This is a genomic window from Sphingobacterium sp. xlx-130, assembly GCF_011007405.1.
In the GTDB taxonomy this organism is placed as follows: domain Bacteria; phylum Bacteroidota; class Bacteroidia; order Sphingobacteriales; family Sphingobacteriaceae; genus Sphingobacterium; species Sphingobacterium luzhongxinii.
Genome location: NZ_WFKN01000001.1, coordinates 528,516 through 546,523, shown reverse-complemented (window position 1 = coordinate 546,523; position 18,008 = coordinate 528,516). Strand labels below are relative to the sequence as shown.

Annotated in this window: 16 protein-coding genes and 1 tRNA gene; 2 read left to right on the top strand and 15 right to left on the bottom strand. The window is 38.2% G+C overall.

Annotation, left to right across the window (positions count from 1 at the left end):
* Position 1: 1 nt before the first annotated feature.
* The 9 genes from G7B18_RS02415 to G7B18_RS02375 all read right to left on the bottom strand — a co-directional run bounded on the left by G7B18_RS02415 (position 2) and on the right by G7B18_RS02375 (position 8,892).
* Positions 2 to 83, bottom strand: a tRNA-Leu gene (locus G7B18_RS02415).
* Positions 84 to 305: 222 nt separating this feature from the next.
* Positions 306 to 3,476: an efflux RND transporter permease subunit gene (locus tag G7B18_RS02410; RefSeq protein WP_164110562.1), complete on the bottom strand. Its 3,171-nt coding sequence runs from the start codon at positions 3,474 to 3,476 to the stop codon at positions 306 to 308.
* 24 nt (positions 3,477 to 3,500) lie between these two features.
* The gene (locus tag G7B18_RS02405; RefSeq protein WP_164110560.1) at positions 3,501 to 4,634 is read right to left on the bottom strand and encodes an efflux RND transporter periplasmic adaptor subunit; all 1,134 of its coding nucleotides are present in this window, start codon (positions 4,632 to 4,634) and stop codon (positions 3,501 to 3,503) included.
* 32 nt (positions 4,635 to 4,666) lie between these two features.
* Complete coding sequence (locus tag G7B18_RS02400; RefSeq protein ID WP_205600199.1) at positions 4,667 to 5,995, bottom strand: TolC family protein; 1,329 nt, start codon at positions 5,993 to 5,995, stop codon at positions 4,667 to 4,669.
* Complete coding sequence (locus G7B18_RS02395) at positions 5,985 to 6,581, bottom strand: TetR/AcrR family transcriptional regulator (protein WP_164121998.1); 597 nt, start codon at positions 6,579 to 6,581, stop codon at positions 5,985 to 5,987. Before G7B18_RS02395 ends, G7B18_RS02400 begins: the two co-directional genes overlap by 11 nt.
* Before the next feature lie 310 nt (positions 6,582 to 6,891).
* Positions 6,892 to 7,320: a c-type cytochrome gene (locus tag G7B18_RS02390; protein ID WP_240452747.1), complete on the bottom strand. Its 429-nt coding sequence runs from the start codon at positions 7,318 to 7,320 to the stop codon at positions 6,892 to 6,894.
* A gap of 1 nt (position 7,321) precedes the next feature.
* The gene (locus tag G7B18_RS02385) at positions 7,322 to 7,933 is read right to left on the bottom strand and encodes an SCO family protein (protein WP_164121997.1); all 612 of its coding nucleotides are present in this window, start codon (positions 7,931 to 7,933) and stop codon (positions 7,322 to 7,324) included.
* An 8-nt stretch (positions 7,934 to 7,941) separates the two neighbouring features.
* Positions 7,942 to 8,370 (bottom strand): transposase, encoded by a 429-nt coding sequence (locus tag G7B18_RS02380; RefSeq protein ID WP_164121996.1) that lies wholly within the window; start codon positions 8,368 to 8,370, stop codon positions 7,942 to 7,944.
* A gap of 12 nt (positions 8,371 to 8,382) precedes the next feature.
* Positions 8,383 to 8,892 carry a DUF4442 domain-containing protein gene (locus G7B18_RS02375; protein WP_164110551.1) on the bottom strand — a complete coding sequence of 170 codons (510 nt, stop codon included), beginning with the start codon at positions 8,890 to 8,892 and terminating at the stop codon, positions 8,383 to 8,385.
* Between the two features lie 144 nt (positions 8,893 to 9,036).
* Here G7B18_RS02375 and G7B18_RS02370 point away from each other — a divergent pair, with 144 nt between their 5' ends.
* Complete coding sequence (locus G7B18_RS02370) at positions 9,037 to 10,260, top strand: MFS transporter (protein WP_164110548.1); 1,224 nt, start codon at positions 9,037 to 9,039, stop codon at positions 10,258 to 10,260.
* A gap of 197 nt (positions 10,261 to 10,457) precedes the next feature.
* Here G7B18_RS02370 and G7B18_RS02365 read toward each other — a convergent pair whose 3' ends face one another.
* The 3 genes from G7B18_RS02365 to G7B18_RS02355 form a co-directional block, all read right to left on the bottom strand.
* Positions 10,458 to 11,093, bottom strand: a complete 636-nt coding sequence (locus tag G7B18_RS02365) for a uridine kinase (protein ID WP_164110546.1) — start codon at positions 11,091 to 11,093, stop codon at positions 10,458 to 10,460.
* Between the two features lie 102 nt (positions 11,094 to 11,195).
* Entirely contained in the window at positions 11,196 to 12,128 is a 933-nt protein-coding gene (locus G7B18_RS02360) for a LysM peptidoglycan-binding domain-containing protein (RefSeq protein ID WP_164110543.1), read from the bottom strand.
* Between the two features lie 9 nt (positions 12,129 to 12,137).
* A complete protein-coding gene (locus G7B18_RS02355; protein WP_164110541.1) occupies positions 12,138 to 12,890 on the bottom strand; it encodes a hypothetical protein in 753 nt (250 codons plus the stop codon).
* A 19-nt stretch (positions 12,891 to 12,909) separates the two neighbouring features.
* Here G7B18_RS02355 and G7B18_RS02350 point away from each other — a divergent pair, with 19 nt between their 5' ends.
* Positions 12,910 to 14,262, top strand: coding sequence for an NfeD family protein (locus G7B18_RS02350; RefSeq protein WP_164121995.1), 1,353 nt, complete (start codon positions 12,910 to 12,912; stop codon positions 14,260 to 14,262).
* Between the two features lie 328 nt (positions 14,263 to 14,590).
* Here the strand turns inward: G7B18_RS02350 and G7B18_RS02345 are convergent, their stop codons facing one another.
* The 3 genes from G7B18_RS02345 to G7B18_RS02335 form a co-directional block, all read right to left on the bottom strand.
* A complete protein-coding gene (locus tag G7B18_RS02345; protein WP_240452746.1) occupies positions 14,591 to 15,334 on the bottom strand; it encodes a radical SAM protein in 744 nt (247 codons plus the stop codon).
* Positions 15,335 to 15,366: 32 nt separating this feature from the next.
* On the bottom strand, positions 15,367 to 17,433 hold the full coding sequence (ppk1, locus tag G7B18_RS02340) for a polyphosphate kinase 1 (protein WP_164121994.1): 2,067 nt from the start codon (positions 17,431 to 17,433) through the stop codon (positions 15,367 to 15,369).
* 80 nt (positions 17,434 to 17,513) lie between these two features.
* Positions 17,514 to 17,888: a hypothetical protein gene (locus tag G7B18_RS02335; protein ID WP_164110533.1), complete on the bottom strand. Its 375-nt coding sequence runs from the start codon at positions 17,886 to 17,888 to the stop codon at positions 17,514 to 17,516.
* Positions 17,889 to 18,008 lie beyond the last annotated feature (120 nt).

Here is an 18,008-nt window from a genome sequence, read left to right as displayed (position 1 = left end):
GTACCCAGCGCCGGAGTCGAACCGGCACATCCGAAGATATTGGTGTTTGAGACCAACGCGTCTACCAATTCCGCCAGCTGGGCATGCTGTTGTTTCATTGTTGACGATGCAAATATAGGTCTAATCCTTAATAAAGCAAAGAAAAAAAATGTATTTTCTCAAAGTGTCTGATTATGAAATAGAAAGTTTTTTTGACAAGGTTCAAGCCCATAGAAAAGCTATTGAGAGATGGGCTGTATTCTAAAACAATAAAGGCCAGTTTTATGTACTGGCCTTTGCGAGGTATAAAATTAAGTGGACATTAACTAGTGTGCACTCAGTTGCTTTTTCTTTTCTTCATCAAAACCAGCTTCTAGTTCAGCCAATTTTTTCTTGCCATAAGCCATTCTTGTAATAACAACGAATAGCACGGGTACTATAAAGATGGCTAAGAATGTAGCTGCCGTCATACCTCCGAATACAGTCCAACCAATTGTCTGACGAGATACAGCTCCTGCTCCAGTAGAAAGCATCAAAGGAATAATACCTAAGATAAATGCGAGCGACGTCATGATAATCGGACGGAGACGAAGTTTAACAGCATCTAGTGTCGCTTCAATAAGATTCATACCGATGTCTACCCGTTCTTTTGCAAATTCTACGATCAAAATTGCATTTTTGGCAGCCAAACCAATGATAGTAACGAGACCAATCTGTGCAAAGATGTTATTGTCGAGCTGCGGAATAAACATTAACGTTAATATCGCTCCGAATATACCTAAAGGAACGGATAGTAAGATTGAAAATGGTACCGACCAACTCTCATAAAGAGAAGCTAACAATAAGAAAACAAATAGGATACACAGCGCAAAAATCTGTAATGTCTTAGAGCCCGATTGTTTCTCCTGTAATGTCAGTCCGGAGAACTGATAATCGTATCCAGCAGGAAGAGTCTGTGCCGCGACTTCCTCTAGTGCCTTGATCACATCTCCCGAGCTGTAGCCAGGGGCAGCACCACCAGAAATATCTATAGCACGGAATATGTTATAGTGATTGATCAAAGACGGCATAGTGATCAGTTCATAGCTGACCAAAGTTCCTAAAGGAACAGGATTGCCTTGAACATTATTCACATACAGTTTGTTGATATCGTCGATCCCCATTCTATAACCAACATCTGCTTGTGTTACAACACGGAAGTTACGGCCATATTTGGTGAAATCGTTGACATAGCTGCTACCTAGGTATGATGAAATAGTAGCATAGATACTTGAAATTGGCACTCCCATGCGTTTCGCTTGCTCGCGGTTTACTTCCAACTTATAGTTTGGCGAGTTGGAGTTAAATAGGGTATAAGCCATTCCTATTTCAGGACGCTGATTGGCTGCCATTAAGAATTTACCCACGGTAGCCTCGAACTGTTTGATATCTACGGTCTGTAGATCTTGAATCTGTAGCGAGAAACCTCCGGAAGCACCTAGACCCGGAATAGCAGGAGGTGTAACGGCTAATACCCTTGCTTTACTATATTGTGCATATTTCTTCATGATGGTACCTGTGATTTCATTCACAGTACGTTTCCGCTCTTTCCATGGCTTTAGCGATACGAATAGTGTAGCACCATTGGGTTTAAATGCTCTATTTAAGATATTGATACCCGAGATGGATGTCACATATTTTATTTCCGGGAATTCTTTTAAGAATTCTTTTTCCAGTTCTTCCAATACAGCATCTGTCCGTGCTGAAGAAGAACCTTCTGGCAGGGTAACACCGGCAAAAAACATTCCGCCATCCTCTGAAGGTATAAAACCTGTAGGCTTGACTTGGAACATCCACCCCGTGCCAATAAATATACATAGTAATACGATCAGTACTAATGGAGTCGCTTTGATCGCTTTTTTTACACCTTTAGAATAGGAATATGTTACTTTTTCAAACCACAAGTTAAATTTGTAGAAGAATTTGTTTAGGCCTCTGGATTCTTTCGTGACAGAAGTCGGCTTAAGCATTATAGAACAGAGGGCAGGTGTCAATGTTAAGGCTATAAAGGCAGAAAGCATTACCGAAACGGCAATCGTAATCGCAAATTGTTGGTACAATTTACCTACCATTCCTGGGATAAAACCTACAGGCACAAATACCGCTGATAGGATTAACGCAATAGCGATTACTGGAGCTGTGATGTCTTTCATGGCTCGCATAGTAGCTTCTTTTGCGCTCATCTTATAGTTATCTATATAGTGCTGTACGGCCTCCACAACAACGATAGCGTCATCCACAACTATACCGATGGCCAATACAAAGGCGAGCATCGTCAGGTTGTTGATCGAGAATCCAAATGCGAGGAAGAAGATAAAGGTGCCTACAATAGATACAGGAATAGCAAGTACTGGAATTAGCGTAGCTCTCCAGCTCTGTAGGAAGAAGAAAACTACCAACGTTACCAACAATAGAGCTTCTATCAAGGTCTGGATCACCGACTCGATGGATGCATTTACTACAGAAACCGTTTCGTAACCGATGACATAATCAACATCTTCGGGGAAGGATTTTTTTAGTTTTTCGAGTGATGAAAAGATACCTTCAGCAGTTTCTACGGCATTACCTCCCGGAGTCTGACTGATCATCATACCGGTTGATACCATACCATTTACTTTTGTCGAGGTACCGTAACTGAACTGTCCCAGCTCCACGCGAGCAACATCTTTTAGCAATACAATTGATCCGTCTTGATTGGTTTTAACGACTATCTCTTCGAAATCTTCAACTTCGGAAAGATCAGAATCTGTGATTACAGGATATTCAAACACTGTTGACGACTCTTGTGGTTTACCACCAACACTTCCTCCTGGGATACGTATGTTTTGTTCCGCTATGGCTGAAGAAACATCCGAAGGAGTCATTTTTAAGTTGGCAAGTTTGTTTGCATCTAACCACACCCGCATAGAAAACGGTTGACCAAATGCAGTAACATCACCCACTCCCTTAACACGCATTATCGCATCTTTGATATAAAGGTTGGCGTAGTTGGACAAGAATTTATCATCTCGCGTTCCTTTCGGCGAAACGAGGGATACCAACATCAGGATATCCGTGTTGGCCTTACGTGTAGTAACACCGAGACGACGGACAGCCTCTGGTAAAGATGGCTCGGCGATACCTACTCTGTTCTGAACGTCCAAAGTAGCAATATCGATGTCCGTACCAACCTCAAATGTTACTGTTATTTGTGATTGACCATTTGAAGTACTGTTGGAAGACATATAGATCATTCCAGGAGTACCATTGATTTGGCTCTCTATTGGTGTAGTTACTGTTTGTTCTACGGTCTGCGCATCTGCTCCAGTATAGTTGGCCGTTACGGTAACTGTAGGTGGGGCGATGGAGGGGTATTGACTGATAGGCAATGTCGAAACGGCAATCACACCAACGATGGTGATCAGGATGGATATAACCATCGCCGTTATTGGCCTTTTAATAAATACTTCTGATATCATTATTATTTATTTAGCGTCTAGCAATTATTTTTGTTTGTTTTCTACATTGTTCTCGGCAACTTTAGCTCCTGGCTTTAAGGATGCTGCTCCATCAACCACAATTTTTTGACCTGCTTCAAGCCCTGAGCTTACAACAATTTTGTCATTTATTTTGTGACCAAGTACAATCTGTTTCAATTCAACTTTGCTACTGTCGTTGATAGTATACACATTGAATGTTCCTAATTGCTCGAATACCGCTTTGTAAGGAATTACTAGTTCTTCTTGTGTCGATGTACTCTCTACATTTAATGTGGTGTTCATTCCTGCCCTAAGTGCATTTGTTCCATTGGAGAAAGAAGCCCTGACTTTCAAGGTTCCTGTTTGACTGTCTACGGCTCTATCTATTGTTACTATTCTTCCTGCATCTTCATAGCGGCTGCCGTCAGGCATAGATACATAGATTTGCGTTGACGAGTTTCCTCCCTGAAGTTTTGTGAACTCCGGGATGTCTTTTTCATTAATTTGAAACTCGACAGCAATAGGGTTGGTAGAGGATACCGTATTTAAAAGTGTAGTACCAGCATTAACCAATGCACCATTACGAACTTGCGATATACCGATATTACCCGAAAACGGCGCTACGATTACAGAGCGTTGTAAATTGGTGCGAGCGGTAGTTAGTGCTGCTTCAGCAGCTTGCACTTGCGCTTTTTGATTGTTTACATCTGTCATCGCATAGTCTAGTGTCTGTTTGGCGATAGCGTCTTTCTCTGCTAATGTTTGATAGCGTTGTAAATCTTTCTGTACGCGATCTAGGTTAGCTTTAGCAATTTCTAGGTTGGCTTTTGCTTGGTCGACCGCCGCCTGGTAGCGTATCCTATCGATTTCATAAAGACGTTGTCCTTTGCTTACAAAAGCACCATCCGCGACAAAAATATTGGTTATATATCCTGTTACCTCAGCTCTAATTTCTGTTTCCTGTAATGGAACCACATTTGCCGGGTAGCTCTTCAATCCTGATACAATTTCTTTACCTACGACAGCAGAAGAAACCGGCGTTGCCATCTCTGCTTGTTGTCCCGGAGCTCCTTTGGTTTTATTATCTTTAGAACCACAAGATTGCCATAACAATCCAGAACCGATAAGTAAGGCCGAAAGTAATTGATTTTTATTCATGACGTTATATTTTCTTTGTTAGTGAGGTTGTATTATTTGTTAATTTCTACTGTGCCTAAGGCTTTCTGTATGTCCAGTTTGCTCGACAAGACAGCATAAAGCGAGTTAAGATAGTTCAATTGCGAGGTTTTCAAATCAGTCTCCGCAGTCATTAATTCCAAGTACGTCTTTACACCGGCATCGTACTGCAGTTTAATGGTATTATATACTTCTTCTGAAAGCTCCATATTATCTTTCCCATTGCGCCATTCATTCATATTGGCTCTGTAGTTTGCCATAGCAGCAGAGTACTCTGTACTGATCTGGTTCTCTAGATTTTGGAGATCTAATGCAATCCGTTCTTCCTGTAGCTCCGATTTTTTTATCTCTTGGATTCTCTTTGTTCCTGTAAAAATAGGGACAGATAGGGTTAAACCAACATTTGATCCTGGAAAGTTATCTTTGTATAGATTTGAAAAGCTATCATTTCTATAATTCATTGCGTAGTTGGCATAGGCACTCACTTTAGGCAAGAAATTCCATTTTTGATATTGGGTATTTAATTGCTGGATTGCTTTTATGTTTTCGATTTGCTTATACTCAACCCGGTTTGCTATTTGTAATAATTCTGTTGTATCTAACAGAATATTGCTTTCCAAGCTCTGATTTGCAAAGGACAAAGAGATAGGTTGTGCTGTAGGAATTGCAAGTAATAATTTCATATAATCGTACTTGTATTTTCTATTTTCCGAAGCAGTCTTTAAATCTGCCTTAGCATTATTTAAGGAAATCTGAGCCCTTTTGAAGTCTGTTTTGTCAACAAGTCCTACCTCATAACGTGCATTAGCTTCTGTAAATTGACGTTCTAATCGTAAGATATTCTCGTTAATTATCTTGATCTGCTCTTCACTAGTTAGTATGTCGTAGTACGCTTTACTAACATCTACGACGGTATTTATCTTTGTAGATTCTTCATTAAGGTTGTTCTGTTGGCGCACATACTTGGATGCTTTCGATGCCTGAAACAATTGAGGACTGATCAATGCTTGGTCTGCCTGAAAAGTCAATGCACTATTGTTGCGTTGTCCCAGTGTGATGTTTGAACCGTTAAAGTTCGTTGTGGGCAACTGCATAGCATGACTTATACTTCCATTTGCACTTATTTGCGGAAACCAACCTGATAAAGCTGAAGCAATTTCTCGCTCCCCGATTTCCTTATCAATTTGTGCCTGTTTAATTTCAATTTTATTACGCAGCGCGTAATTAATTAAATCGTCTAATGTTGCATTACCACTAAGTGTTGACTGTTGTGCAAGAGAGGCACTACAGCCAAAAATAGTAAGAAAAGTAAGGGATATTATTTTTCTAAAATTATAATTCATATTCATTGTTTTGTTTTACACCGTTCCAAATAATTTCTATTAATTCATCTAAATGTTGTTGATTAAATTGAAGTTTTCCATAAATTACTGACTTTGAGAATGTGACAGCGGCCCCTATATAAGCTGCTGCTATGATATGTACATCTATTTTCCTTATTTGATTGATCTCCATACCTTTCAACAGAAAATCCATAACATTGTTTTCTTCATAGGAACCTGTTGCTTGCTTATTATGTGCAAGTTCATTAAAAGGGGAGTTGTAAAACTGCTCTAGGAAACTGAAAATATCGGTGTTTTCAATCTGAAAAGCACAGAATCGTTGCAATACAAAGGCAAATTGCTCTCGGTAAGAACTTTCTTGATTTATATCTTTAAATATAAATGTGTTAATTTTCGTTTTGCAATAGAAAAAGAGCTCGACAATCAGATTTTCCTTAGAAGGAAAGTAGTGGTAGATCGTACCGATAGCTACGTCTGAGTGTTTGGCAATCATACTCATAGGTGTTCCGTGGAACCCGTTTTCTTTGATGAGTGCTAGTGTATGTCTAAAGATACACTCTATTTTATCTGTAAATTGAACGTTCATTCGGTTGCAAATGTAATGATTGAGAACCAATAAAAAAGTCAAAATTTTGTTATAAAATGGGCCTTCTTAAGAGTGTAAGCTATTCTGGGAAATGTTGATTGAACGTCTATGTGTTAAGAAATTGTTAAGTATCAAGAAAGGTGTTGACAAGTGTTAGATATACACTTATCTTTGTAGTATCATAATTTAGGTTTATAATTGGTTAGTAAAGGTTTTCATTCTCCCCGTTTGAAAACCTTTTTTTTGTATTACGGCATAATCCGGTATAGATAAAATCAAAGGGATTCAAACCTGCATTCGAAAGAAATCTTTATTTACAATTTTTTAAGGCACGTTGTACCTCTTCGTGAGAATAAATGGAATCTTGTTTAGCGAAAGTGGTCGTGATATAGGTTAGAATATAAGCGATGTCCAATTCTGTCAAATGGGGGTTAGCCGGCATCTTTTCGTTGAATTTTTCACCATTTACTGTAATTTCTCCTTGCATACCATTACGGATAATGCAGCTCAATTGCTCTCGGTTTTTCTCGAAAAAAGAAGCATCGGTCAATGGTGGATATAATTTACCAAGCCCCTCACCATTTGCGCCGTGACAGTTTTGACAATTTGCTATATACAGTTTTTGTCCATTGACGGCATATTGAGCAGTTTTTATGTTAAGATTAGAATGGCATGACGCTAGGTAAGCCAAGCTCACTACCGTCATACCTATGATAACGAATATTTTAAATATGCGCATATTACTTGTACTCTTGAAGGAGTATGTCCATGTCGGTTAATAACTTTTGAACTTCTTCTTCGTTCGTACCATCATAAGCACCACGAATTCTTTTGTCGTGATCGATAAGTACTAAGTAGCCTGAATGATCGTATCCTCCAGGCACAGATGCATCTTCTTTGGTGTATACCAGATACTTATCTGAAAGACCGTAAATATCCGCTTTCGATCCTGTAACAAATTGCCATTGATCATTGTCTACACCTAGTTTTGTGGCATAAGATTTCAGCACATAAGGTTGATCATATTTAAAATCGATGCTATGAGAAAGGAAGGCTACTCTATCATCTTTTTTATACTTTTGATAAGCCTTTAAAAGATTTCTTTGCATTGTCGGGCAAATGCTGGGACAATGTGTGAAAAAGAAATTAGCAACGTAGATTTTGTTGTCAAAGAATTTATCAGACAACATTATGCTATCCTGATTCAAAAATTGAAAACTCGGAATCGTAGGGTAGATAGTGTCTCCCTGAACTACTTCGCGTTCGCCTATAATAGGGAGGGGTTTTGATGTAGATTGACATGCTCCAAGCGTCAATACACAGGTTGTCGCGAAAAATAAAGTTCTAATCATATTTCAAATTAAAGTTTACCCAATTTTTTGTTGCTTTCTAGAGAGACATCTTCAAATTGTTTTTTCATGGCTCTTATTTTTTCAATTTCGGCTTGTTGATAAGCTACATCCGTACTATCTGGCATGTACTCTTTCATCCATGTCATCATATTGTCTGTAGCAGCTTCTAAATTGCTTTTCAATGTGATGAGATCTGTCTTAATAAGTGCTGTATCGGCCTTTGCATCCTTTTTCAGAATTTGCCCTAAATTTCCTAAAATAGAATCTATTTTAACGGTAGTTTTGTCAAAGTGTGCAATTTGCGGCATGATTTCATCGTGGATTGTTATTGCTTCTTCCGAAAGCTGTTGATGTTTTACAGCTTCTTTTGTGGCTTGTTGTTGGCAAGCTCCGATTAAAATTACACTTGCTGATAATAGATAGAAAATTTTTTTCATACGATTCGTTTTTTATAAGTCTTTTTCAAGAGATGCAGTTACAGACTTTCTTTCAAAAGTAAAGTCCAGATTCCTAATGTAAATTTCGTTATGGCATATAGCACATTTTACACCATTTTTATCAAATACGGCTGTAGAGAATGTTTTTATCACTTTGCCTCGTCTTTTAATCTCATCAAAAGCCTCAGCTATATCTTCCTCTTCTAGGTATAGTGAGTAGCTTAGGTCCGTTCGTCCTGGTTTGAGATATTCTATGCGGGCAGATTTTAACCAAGCAACAGTTCTTTTTAATCCATTTGCTTGAAAGATTTGATCCAAAAGGATCGAGTGTACTGGGTCCAGTGCAGAGAAAATGGTTCCACCAAATACGGTTTTGTTGGAGTTAATATTCAAAGAGCTTTTGTAGATTTTGACATCAATTCCCTTAAAGCCCTTGTGGACTTGTTTTATCCATATCCTTTGAAAAAAGAAAGGTGGATAAAAACGGAGCAACCATTTAAGTGAAGAAGGATTTAACTTCATATTAACAAAAGTACAATTTATAAGGCTTTAAAAAGCTAAATAGTAGCAATATGTTGTATAAAATGATTTTCTGTAGTAAATTACATGAAATTTAACCGTTTTGTGACTTAAAAACAGTTTTCCTTATTTTTAGATTAACCCCTTATGGATCCTATTCGTACCAAGAATACGTGGTTGTTGATTATGGTGGCCTCATTAGGCTATTTTGTAGACATCTATGATTTGATTATTTTTTCTATTGTACGTGTACGTTCCTTTCAGGATATTGGTATTCCAGAAGAATTGATGCGGGTGAAAGGTGAGTTTGTGTTGAATATGCAAATGGGAGGTTTGTTGTTGGGGGGATTGATATGGGGAGTAATAGCAGATAAGTATGGTCGGATTAAGGTATTGTTTGGATCTATTTTACTGTATTCTCTCGCTAATATATACAATGGTTTTGTCCAAGACGTGACCACCTATGGAGTTGTTCGGTTTATTGCAGGAGTAGGGTTAGCGGGTGAGTTAGGAGCGGGCATTACATTGGTAAGCGAATCAATGCATCGCAGTAAAAGAGGGTACGGCACGATGCTCGTGGCGGGTGTAGGGGTATTGGGAGCTATTCTTGCGTATTTCGTTTCTGAATGGTTTGACTGGCGTACGGCCTATTTTGTAGGAGGCGGAATGGGAATATTATTATTGTTGATGCGTGTGGGAACATTTGAGTCGGGGCTTTTTGTACAATCTGCCGAAAGCAATCATGTGAGAAAAGGAAGTATTCGATTGTTGTTTTCTAGTTCCGATCGAATCAAGCGCTACCTATACTGCCTGTGTATCGGCCTACCTATTTGGTTTGTGGTTGGGGTCTTAGTCACGCAGGCTCCTGAGATAGGAGCTGCATTGGGAGCCCCTAATACATTGAGTGCGGGAAAAGGCGTGATGTTTACTTATCTAGGTATCTCATGTGGAGACTTTATGGCTGGATTGTTGTCGCAGTGGTTTAAATCCAGAAAGAAGGTAGTTTTTTTATGCCAAATATTGATTTTGGTTTCGTCTCTTTGGTATTTGAACAGCGAAGGGATCGAGGAGAAGCAATTTATGTTCCTTGCATTTTTTATGGGTATCGGGGTAGGGTATTGGGCTACGTTTATAACTATTGCGGCAGAACAGTTTGGGACAAACCTGAGAGCTACAGTCGCTACCACTGCTCCAAATTTTGTGAGGGGGGCTCTCATACCTTCAACTTTATTATATGGCTATCTTGTCGGCATGTGGGGGATAATAGTGGCAGCAATAATTACTTTGGTATTACTGACAGCAATTGCCATTTATGCCTTAACGCAACTTGAAGAAAGCTTTGATAAAGATTTAAATTACTACGAAGAGTAATACTAGCGGTCAGGACATTTTTTACAACGCTTTCCTCTTTTATACTTTTTACAACACTTTTTCAGTATACAACATGAAAAATCGCCAAAGGGATTTAAGCCTTTTGGCGATTGTTGAATTTCAAACTCTTGTTGCTCTTGAAATACCATACTTTGCTTATCCATGATGCAAAGATAGTTATTTAGACTTATTTTAAATTAAGCTAATTGTAATTTTTCTTTAAGATCTTCGGAAATAACGTTTGTAGCCTGATTGATCAATTCAGGATCGTCCGAATTATTTACGATGACTCTGTCACAGCTCTCTCTATAAGGGAGCAGATAGATGTTGTATGAAGGGACGACATGATTAATCCATTTATACATGACATCATCATGATCATAACCACGTTCCAGAAGATCCCGTTTCAATCGGCGTTTTAAGGCCACATCTTCGTCGGCGTCTAGAAATATACGATAGTTCAATAAATCATTGATCTCTTCATAATGAAAAATAAATAACCCTTCTACAATTAAGATCGGAGCAGGTTTTATTTCCAACATTTTCGGAGCTATGTTCGGATTATTGAATGTATACTCTTCTTTGTGTATTACTTTGCCTTCAAAGAGATCCTTAATATCTTTGAAAAATGCTTCTCTATCAATTGATGTAGGGACATCAAAATTGTAAAGTCTATTTTCTTCTTGTGTTTTGGTATTCGCAGGAATATAATAGTCATCCTGCGAAATCAATGTAATTTGGTCTAGCTGGAAATGATCCAAAAAACTTTTTAAAAAGAAAGTTTTTCCCGAACCGCTACTTCCAGCAATACCTATCACGTAAGGTTTGTCCATTTATATTTTAAAGTTATGGAAGTTATATTAAGTGATGTGAGTTATGAAGGTGCCTTCTATAACTACATAACCTTTGTCACCATTATAACTTTATTCTAAATATTACTCTTGTTCCAAAGGAATACCATATGTAATTTCGACTTGAAATTTACGGTCTAGCACGCCGATTGAAGTGGCAACAGATTTGGATAAAACTACGATTGCGTCTTGTGTATCTTCGTTATCACCAAATTTGCCCACAACTTTTGCAAAGGTAACACTTCGATTCATAGGATTTGTAATTTTTAATATAGTTCCTATCGGAGCGCTTTTGTGTAAGGCCAAGCTAGTCTGTCCGTCACCTTGCAGACTATCCATCCATACTGCTACACCACGTTCTTTTTTTTCCCGGATACCGTACTTGTTGGGCTTAAACTGGGACTCGTCGATCGGTTGATGTTCCTGTATATCTTGAGGTAGTTCTTGTACAACAGGAACTACGATTTTTGGTTCGGGTTTGGGCAGGCTGTGATTCGGCACTTTTAACAACTGACCTTCACGAAGATTCTCCGATTTTAAGCCATTTACCTTTTTGATGTCATCTACCGAAATACCAAAACGTCTTGAAATAGCGTAAAGTGTTTCACTTTTACTGACTTTATATTCTGTCATATCCCGGGGATCGATCAGAACATTGTCTTTTTCTTGTGGAACGTTTTCATTCTTTATCGCCTGTGTTTCATTTACCGCTTTACCTCTTGGTATTTTTACAGTATCACCATTACGCAGGTTTTTCTTGTTGTTGGCATTCATGATGTCGTTTACAGATACACCATAAGTCCTACTTAGTTGATAATATGTCTCTTGAGGAGTTAATTTATGGACAACATAGCGTTGACCATTTACGATTTCGTTTCCAATAGAATCAGGAGCAACGGTAGACGGTATAGTCAACCTATTTTTGGCTTGAACGGGTGCCAACGTGCTTAATCCTAGTCCTAGAGCTAATAAAAACGATATTTTATGATACGATTTAATAGTTTTATTATGCTTCATAGTTTGCAATTATACTAAATACGCTGCAATTTCTTGTTTAGTATTTGATAAAAAGAAAATATATCCTTTGACTTGAAAATAGGGCTGAGGGATTAATTTGTCTAGACCACTTAACACTATTTTACGATCGAGTATCTCATTTTTAGTCGATAGGCAGAGATGTAAGTCGAAGTATTGTCCCTTCTTTTTGTGATACGACCATATGAAAAAATCCTTATAGGGCTGCAGCCATATTTGATCTTCAAAGTAAAGATCCTTAATGAAATAAGGGAGATTGCCCTGATAGGGGATTGGGTAAGCAATGTTTTTATCAGGGAATGTGAATTTTTGTTCTAGGATATTTGAGACAATCCCTGTGGCTATTTCTACGAAAAATTCAAGACCTGAGGGAATAGATCGATGTACGACCCTAAGTCTATCTTTATAAACATCTTTTAACACGTATTCGTGATGTGTAAAAATAACAGATTGACTAGGGATATGTAACACTTGTATTCCAGCTTGTAGGGGAGAAGAAGAACCGAAACGTTTAAAAATTAAAAACTCATCCTGTATAGCTTCCAGTGTCCATTCTTTTTCTGTAGAGGTGTAATGTTCGAGAAGTGTTTCTCCTTCAAAGCTAATTACGGCAAATGTAGGGAGTGTATCCGTTGGATTCCTGTATTCAATTGCTAGACAATTATTCGAGCAGTCCACTTCTATTTTCCATATTGGAAAAGGGAAGTGTTTTTGAAATGCTTTAATTATTGTATATTTATTCATACTTTAAAAAGATAGAATTATGCTATACAAATTTACAAAATCCATTCTGTTGTTGCTATTTTTTGTGTTTGCAATCAGTACTGTGACAAATGGACAAGATGTATTCAAGACTGATCTTAAAGAAGATGTCGGGGCGAATGCTTGGCGCATAATAAAGAAATCTTATCAACAGGCGCTGGCTGAGCAGGCTGATTACTTTTTGATTGAGATGAATACATTTGGGGGAGCTGTAAATTATGCGGACTCTATCCGTAGTTTATTGCTTAATTCTGACATAAAGACAATTGTATATGTAAATAATAATGCGGCGTCCGCAGGCACGTTGATAGCGCTCGCATCCGACTATATTTTTATGCATTCCGGAGCATCGTTGGGCGCGGCGAGCGTGGTCAATCAGAGTGGTGAGATTATGCCCGAAAAATACCAATCTTATATGCGAGGACTTATGCGGGCTACAGCAGAAGCCAAAGGACGTGATCCAAGAATGGCTGAAGCTTTCGTTGATCCTACGATTTCTATCCCAACTCTTAAAGAAGACGGAAAGATATTGACGTTTACCGCTTCGGAGGCTGTAAAGGCCAAACTGGCGAACGCAGAAGTGAAACGGATTGAAGAGATTTACAGCAATTTAGATATCCAGGCACCGAGTGTTAAAGCTTACGAAAAAACGTGGGTTGACATTATTATTGCTTTTTTAGTTCATCCCATGGTTAGCGGTTTATTAATAATGGGTATTATTGGGGGGATTTACTTCGAACTACAGACTCCGGGTATTGGTTTTGCTTTAGTTTTAGCATTAATTTCAGCAACTTTGTTCTTTGCCCCTTTGTATTTGCAGGGATTGGCTGACCATTGGGAGATAGCTATTTTTGTATTGGGGGTTCTGCTTTTGGCATTGGAGGTATTTGTGATCCCTGGATTTGGTGTAGCAGGTGTTGTAGGGATTATTTTTGTGTTATGTGGGTTGGCTTTTTCGATGTTAGCTAATGATTATTTTGATTTTAAAGTTTCTCAACCCGGTTTATTGATGAATTCTTTTTTGATTGTTATTGGAGCGATGGTTTTCTCCATAATTTTAATGGTGATATTTGGGAAAAATCTTCTCAATTCATCGGCATTTAAGCGTTTAGTGTTGGAGGATGAGCAGCGTGCAGATAGTGGTTATACCTCTTCTGTACCTAAGATTAACTTGCTAAATAAAGAAGGAGTAGCACGAACTGTACTCCGTCCTGCAGGAAAAATAGAAGTAGATGGGGTATGGTATGATGCTGTTGCGCTGGATGGATTTATTGATGCAGGCGAACAGGTCTATGTTGAAAAACATGAAAACTATAATCTATTTGTACGAAAAACAACCGATAAGCCTGTTTAAGTTTTATGGACTAAAAGAGACGTAATTGCTGTCCATAATTTAGATTGTCGACTCTCTGAGCAAAGGAAAATTTAGTGGTGTTTAGTTGGTTCTTTCTACAGTGCAATTGGAAGGCGGCTTTTATTATTTCGGCGACCTCGCCAGTACCTTTCATGCGCAGTCCAAAGTTGCTATTGTTGACATTGCCTTGATGACAGCTTTGAATAGCATGCCAAATTTTATTGTATCTTTCTGGATAATTCGCTGTTAACCAATCGTGAAATATGTTACCTATCTGTCCGTTAAGACGTACGATAATGTAGTTGGCCCAAAGGGCGCCACTTTGGGCCTAACGCTTTAAAATGGCTGGAATCTCGTGATCTGTTAGTCCGGGGATTATCGGCGCTATGTTGACACCGGTTGCAATCCCTAGTCTACTTAATTCTTCGACTATTTTTAGTCTTTGATTGGCTGTGACCGTTCTAGGTTCCAATTTCTTTCTGATTTCTTCCGATAGCGATGTGATCGATCCGTATACTTTCAATAAGTTTTCTTTGGCCAGTTCCTGTAAGATATCAACATCTCTTAATATTAAGCTGTTTTTAGTGATAATACTTATCGGTTGTCCATGGTCTCGCGCGATTTGGAGGATCTGTCTAGTTAGTTTTTGTATACGTTCTATAGGTTGATAACAATCTGTATTGCCCGAAAGGTGTATCGGTTGGAAATCCCATCCTTTTTTACTTATGAATTCTTTAAAAAGTATAGGTGCGTTTTCTTTTATGATGATTTTCTTTTCAAAGTCAAGTCCTGCACTCATATCCCAATATTGATGCGAATTACGTGCGTAGCAATAGATACAACCGTGCTCGCAACCTTGGTAGGGGTTTGCTGAATAGCTCATGCCTACATCCGGACTATCGACTTTATGTACGAGTGTTTTCGCTTGAGAAGGAATGAAAGAGGTGCGGTTGTTTTCCTCTTCGTACATGTCTATCCCTTCGCTAAAGTATTGGTCATATTGTTGCGTCCTATACTTGTTGTGCGGATTGATTTGAGCACCCCTTCCTTTTATTGTTTTTTTACCTTCCATTAGAAAGTAAAATTACTAAAAATAATAGTAATCTAGTGCGTTGTTTTAGCTATTAGATATTTGTATAATTCTATTTGAGACCGAAACTCGGCTTTATTATCCCTGACGTAGGCATTGTCCAGGTTATTGTTTAGTAGACGAGCTTTTACATTGCCTTTAAGCTGAATTTTCAACATGTCCAAAATCTCTGTTTTTATCTTTTTATCATTGATTCTAACCGCGGCTTCAAGACGATGGTCCAAATTCCGAGTCATCCAATCGGCCGAAGAAATATAGGTGTACTCCTTACCTCCGTGATAAAAATAGAAAGCACGTGCATGTTCAAGGTATTCATCTACAATGCTTATCGCGCGAATAGGTTGCTTAAAAGAGTCTTGATTGACAGCACAATAGATGCTTCGTACTATCATTTCAATTTTTACGCCAGCCTCGGCGGCTTCGTATATTTTTTTTATGAGCAATTTGTCGCTGAGTGAGTTAATTTTCACGATGACGTGTGCTTTTCTACCCGCCTTAGCTTCTAAAATTTCGTTATCAAAATAATGCATCAAGGTATTACGCATATCTGTGGGACATACTAATAAACCTTTGCCCATTTTTAAAGTCTGTGCAAGATCTTGTTTTGGACGCCGCAAGGCGTTAAAAATTTTATTGATATCCGCCATGATCGCTCGATTGCTTGTCAGGAGGCAATAATCACCATACAGTTTGGCTGTTTTTTCATTTATATTGCCGGTACTCACAAAACCACATTGAATCGTTTTTCCATGGACTCTTTTTTTGATGATACATACTTTAGCATGTATTTTTTTATTCGGAATTCCAAGTAAGACTTTTACGCCCTCCATTTCAAAACGTTCCTTCCATTCCAAATTGTGTTCTTCATCAAATCGTGCACGCAGTTCGAGCATGACCGTGACAACTTTTCCGTTACGCACGGCGTTAACTAGTGCATTGGCGACTTTAGAGTTAGATGCTAACCGATAAGCTGTGATTTGGATGGATAGTACGTCGGGATCCATAGCAGCCTCTCGTAATAGGTCTATGATATGTTCAAACGTATGATAAGGAAAAGAAAGTAATACATCTTTCTTCGTAATCACATCGGTGATACGAGTTTGATCTACTAGGTCTGGATGTAAAAAGGACGATCTTTCTTTAGGCTCATGATCTTTTCTGAAGATAGCTGGAAAGTTCATAAAATCCTTGAAATTATGGATTTTTTGACCAGGAATGATACTGTCCTTTTTCGATATATTTAATTTTTTGATTAGAAATTCTACAAGATTGCTATCCATTTCTTGATCAAATACAAATCGTGTAGGTTTTCCTTTTCTTCGGCTTTTTACAGCTTTGGCAATTTTGTCGGCAAAGCTAGTATTAATATCGTTGTCCAGATCAAATTCAGCATCTCTGGTTATTTTAAAGGCATTTGCCGTAAATCCGTCGAAACCAAAAAAAGAGAATATATGCGGTAAGTTGTGTTTAATAACATCTTCCAATAAAATAACGTGCACTTCTTTGTCAGGACAGGGTAGTAATACAAAGCGATCATGCTGAGCTGTTGGGATTTCTATGAGCGCAAATTTTGTTTCATATTGCCAGTCTGCTTTTTTCATGGCTATGCCTAAGTAGAGAGATTTGTCTCTTAGATAAGGCATAGGCCTATGGTCGTCCAATAATAGGGGAATGACGCTTGATTCTATTTCATCGATATAATATTGTTTAACAAATTTTTGCTGTGCCTCTGTAAGATTCGAACTTGTCTTGATATAGACGCGTTGTTTTTCCATTTCTTTTTGAACCTCTTGCCAGGTGCTATCAAATTTTTTCTGTTGTTTTATAACAAGGGCATTTAGTTCATTAAGAATGAGTTGAGGTTTTTCAAAAAATATATTCTTAGCTTCTTTCTCGTCTACTGCCAGCGCTCGTTTTAGACCAGCTACCCGTACGCGAAAAAACTCATCGAGATTGTTAGAAAAGATGCCGAGAAATTTAATCCTTGAAATAAGAGGTACTGTTTTGTCGGCTGCCTCTTGCAAAACCCGTCCATTAAAACTCAACCAACTAATATCCCTTGGAATAAATTTGCGTGCCATATATTAATTATCGATTTAGAATCAAAGCTATGTTTTAGCTGTTATTTTAATGTTAACTAAATATTAAATAGTCTCAAATCTTACTTTGAGCCGTACCGTTTTACAATGTTGATCGCGTTAAATCTGGACGTATCATAATAGGGGGCATCTACCTGTAGTTCGGTGGGGTAAGGTGCTTGCTTGTCAAAGAAAAAAATACGAGTTACGCTATTATAATCATTGGTTGGAAATAAGTCTGCGCAAGCATCGTAATTTGCATTTGGTATGTCGCCCACCGTAACCGCATAAATGCGTACTATGCCACCTTTATTTTGCTCGTTACGAACGAAGGCTACCTCTTCAAAATTACCAGGGATATCTTTGATAGACGTTTGACTGAAAGAGTCCCAGATTAAATAACCTAAAATAAGAATAATAGGTATGGCAATAAACCATACCCTTTTGTTTTTTTTCATATGTAAATAATTCTTTCATGATCCGCCAGCTAACGGATCCAAAATATATTATGCACGCTTTTATAACGAAAGAGTGTGCATGTTGCTTCGCGGTCATTCGTGTTTGTGCAGAACTGCGAC

Coding starts and splice junctions, on each gene's coding strand:
- G7B18_RS02410 (WP_164110562.1), bottom strand. CDS start 3,476: ATGATATCAGAAGTATTTATTAAAAGGCCAATAACGGCGATGGTTATA.
- G7B18_RS02405 (WP_164110560.1), bottom strand. CDS start 4,634: ATGAATAAAAATCAATTACTTTCGGCCTTACTTATCGGTTCTGGATTG.
- G7B18_RS02400 (WP_205600199.1), bottom strand. CDS start 5,995: ATGAATTATAATTTTAGAAAAATAATATCCCTTACTTTTCTTACTATT.
- G7B18_RS02395 (WP_164121998.1), bottom strand. CDS start 6,581: ATGAACGTTCAATTTACAGATAAAATAGAGTGTATCTTTAGACATACA.
- G7B18_RS02390 (WP_240452747.1), bottom strand. CDS start 7,320: ATGCGCATATTTAAAATATTCGTTATCATAGGTATGACGGTAGTGAGC.
- G7B18_RS02385 (WP_164121997.1), bottom strand. CDS start 7,933: ATGATTAGAACTTTATTTTTCGCGACAACCTGTGTATTGACGCTTGGA.
- G7B18_RS02380 (WP_164121996.1), bottom strand. CDS start 8,370: ATGAAAAAAATTTTCTATCTATTATCAGCAAGTGTAATTTTAATCGGA.
- G7B18_RS02375 (WP_164110551.1), bottom strand. CDS start 8,892: ATGAAGTTAAATCCTTCTTCACTTAAATGGTTGCTCCGTTTTTATCCA.
- G7B18_RS02370 (WP_164110548.1), top strand. CDS start 9,037: ATGGATCCTATTCGTACCAAGAATACGTGGTTGTTGATTATGGTGGCC.
- G7B18_RS02365 (WP_164110546.1), bottom strand. CDS start 11,093: ATGGACAAACCTTACGTGATAGGTATTGCTGGAAGTAGCGGTTCGGGA.
- G7B18_RS02360 (WP_164110543.1), bottom strand. CDS start 12,128: ATGAAGCATAATAAAACTATTAAATCGTATCATAAAATATCGTTTTTA.
- G7B18_RS02355 (WP_164110541.1), bottom strand. CDS start 12,890: ATGAATAAATATACAATAATTAAAGCATTTCAAAAACACTTCCCTTTT.
- G7B18_RS02350 (WP_164121995.1), top strand. CDS start 12,910: ATGCTATACAAATTTACAAAATCCATTCTGTTGTTGCTATTTTTTGTG.
- G7B18_RS02345 (WP_240452746.1), bottom strand. CDS start 15,334: ATGGAAGGTAAAAAAACAATAAAAGGAAGGGGTGCTCAAATCAATCCG.
- ppk1 (WP_164121994.1), bottom strand. CDS start 17,433: ATGGCACGCAAATTTATTCCAAGGGATATTAGTTGGTTGAGTTTTAAT.
- G7B18_RS02335 (WP_164110533.1), bottom strand. CDS start 17,888: ATGAAAAAAAACAAAAGGGTATGGTTTATTGCCATACCTATTATTCTT.